Source organism: Sphingomonas sp. LH128, assembly GCF_000293195.2.
Lineage (GTDB): Bacteria > Pseudomonadota > Alphaproteobacteria > Sphingomonadales > Sphingomonadaceae > Novosphingobium > Novosphingobium resinovorum_A.
Genome location: NZ_ALVC01000378.1, coordinates 1 through 2,095, shown reverse-complemented (window position 1 = coordinate 2,095; position 2,095 = coordinate 1). Strand labels below are relative to the sequence as shown.

1 protein-coding gene and 1 pseudogene are annotated in these 2,095 nt (G+C 67.2%); both read left to right on the top strand.

Annotated elements, in window-relative coordinates; genetic code table 11:
* Nucleotides 1-240 (top strand): annotated as a pseudogene (locus LH128_RS25615) (aldehyde dehydrogenase (NADP(+))); the annotation flags it as partial.
* Nucleotides 241-339: 99 nt separating this feature from the next.
* Nucleotides 340-1,923, top strand: a complete 1,584-nt coding sequence (locus tag LH128_RS25610) for an EAL domain-containing protein (protein ID WP_008832601.1) — start codon at nt 340-342, stop codon at nt 1,921-1,923.
* Nucleotides 1,924-2,095 lie beyond the last annotated feature (172 nt).

Sequence of the window (2,095 nt, the reverse complement as noted above, 5' to 3'; positions counted from 1 at the left end):
CGCATCCTCGTCAACGGCTGGCCCACCGGCGTCGAAGTGTGCCACGCGATGGTCCACGGCGGCCCGTTCCCCTCGACCTCGGACGGACGGACAACCTCGGTCGGCGCCTCGGCGATCGAGCGCTTCCTGCGCCCGGTGTGCTACCAGAACATGCCTTTCGCGCTGCTCCCCGAGGGCCTTCGCGACGGCAATCCGTGGAACGCCCCGCGCCGCATCGACGGCGTACTGAAGCTGGGTTGAGCGTACCTCCGCTTCGTCATTGCGAAGCCTGCAGGACCGTGGCCCGCTATGTCGGCAAATCCGGGTAGAAGTACGTAGTTTTTCTGACATAGTGTGCCCATGCAGCGGCAGCGGATCGTCTTCATCGCCGGCATTCTTGCCGCTCTTGCGACGATCCTGCCGCTTGCAGCCGCCATCGCTTATGCCCGGCACCGTGCTCTGGAGGCCGAACGCGAGCATCTCGCCGAGTACAGCGACTGGACGCTGCGGCGTGCGGAGCGCAATTTCGCGCGCGTGACCGACGTATTCCGCGAACTGCAGGCGGTCGATTGGGACGCCTGCGGAGAGGATCATATCGCGCGGATGCGCAAGCTGGCGGTGGACAACCTCGCGGTGGAGGAAGTCGGCTATTTCCAGGACGGCAAGCTCGCCTGCACCAGTTGGGGCAAGGTGACGAAGCTCGTCGCACACGGAACGCCGGATGCGCGACTGGCCGGCGGCTTCGGCCTCTATCTGAACGTTGCGCCGCAAGTCAGCGCCGGCCATCCGGTCATCGTGGTCGATCACGGCGACTACAACGCGCTGGTGAGCCACGAACGCTTCGTGGACGTGCTGACCGATACGCCGATGACGGTCGGCATCGCCACGCTTCAAGGCCGCATCATCGCCGTCAACGGCACCGCGCCCGGGGAGGTGATGCGCAGGGCCGCGTCCTCGGACGGCTTCGCCCGCGTCGGCGCGCGTATCTTCACTTCCGTGCACGACGGGCATTTCCGCGCCTTTGCCATCACCGACGAAGCCTATGTCCAGTCCCGCATGGCCCGCGAGTTGTGGGCTCTGGTTCCGCTTGCCCTGCTGACCTCGGCGCTGCTGGTCGCGCTGATCGTGTGGACGTCCCGCCGCAGGCTGACGCCCGAGCGCGCGCTGGAAGACGCCATCCGCCGCCGCGAACTGCACGTGCTCTACCAGCCGATCATGGAGATCGCGACCGGCCTTTGCGTCGGTGCCGAGGCGCTGCTGCGCTGGCAGCGCAGCGACGGCACCAGCGTCTCGCCCGAGGTCTTCATCCCGCTCGCCGAGAAGCACCGCCTGATCGAACCGCTCACCGACATGATGATCGGCTGCGTCGTCGCCGACCTTGCCGACATGCTGCGGCGCGAGCGCAGCGTCCACGTCGCCATCAACATCTCCGCCATCGACATGCAGAGCGGGCGTTTCCTGCCGGTCCTGACGCATGCGCTGGCCGAGGCCGGGGTCGCGCCCCGGCAGGTCTGGCTGGAGGCGACCGAGCGCGGCTTCATGGATGCCGCCGCCGCGCGCGAGACTCTGGAGAAGGCGCGTGCGGAGGGCCACATGGTGGCGATCGACGATTTCGGCACCGGCTATTCCAGTCTCGCGCAGCTTGCCGCACTGCCGCTCGACGCACTCAAGATCGACAAGTCCTTCGTCGATGCCATCGGCCGGGAGGCAGCGACCAGCGTGGTCGTCCCGCACGTCATCGAGATCGCCCACGGCCTCAACCTGCTGATCGTCGCCGAGGGGGTCGAGACGCCTGAACAGGAAGCCTACTTGCGCGCCGCCGGGGTCGGCTTCGCGCAAGGCTGGCTCTATGCCAAGGCACTCCCGGCTGGGGAATTCCTCGCGTTCCAGGAAGCGATCAACGGCCGGCGGGTGTCACCGTTCCTGACCTCGCTCGCCGGATGAGGTTCGGCATTCACATCTTGCTTTCCTTTTTACGCTAGGCGCTTCGTGCCGACACGCCGCGCGGAGATTCCAGTGCCCCCTCTTCATCGTCCCAAGTCCCTGCTCGCCATGGCCATGCCGCTGCTGCTGGACGTGTCGGTGCCCGCCTCGCGGCTGCCGGCGGTCGTCGCGG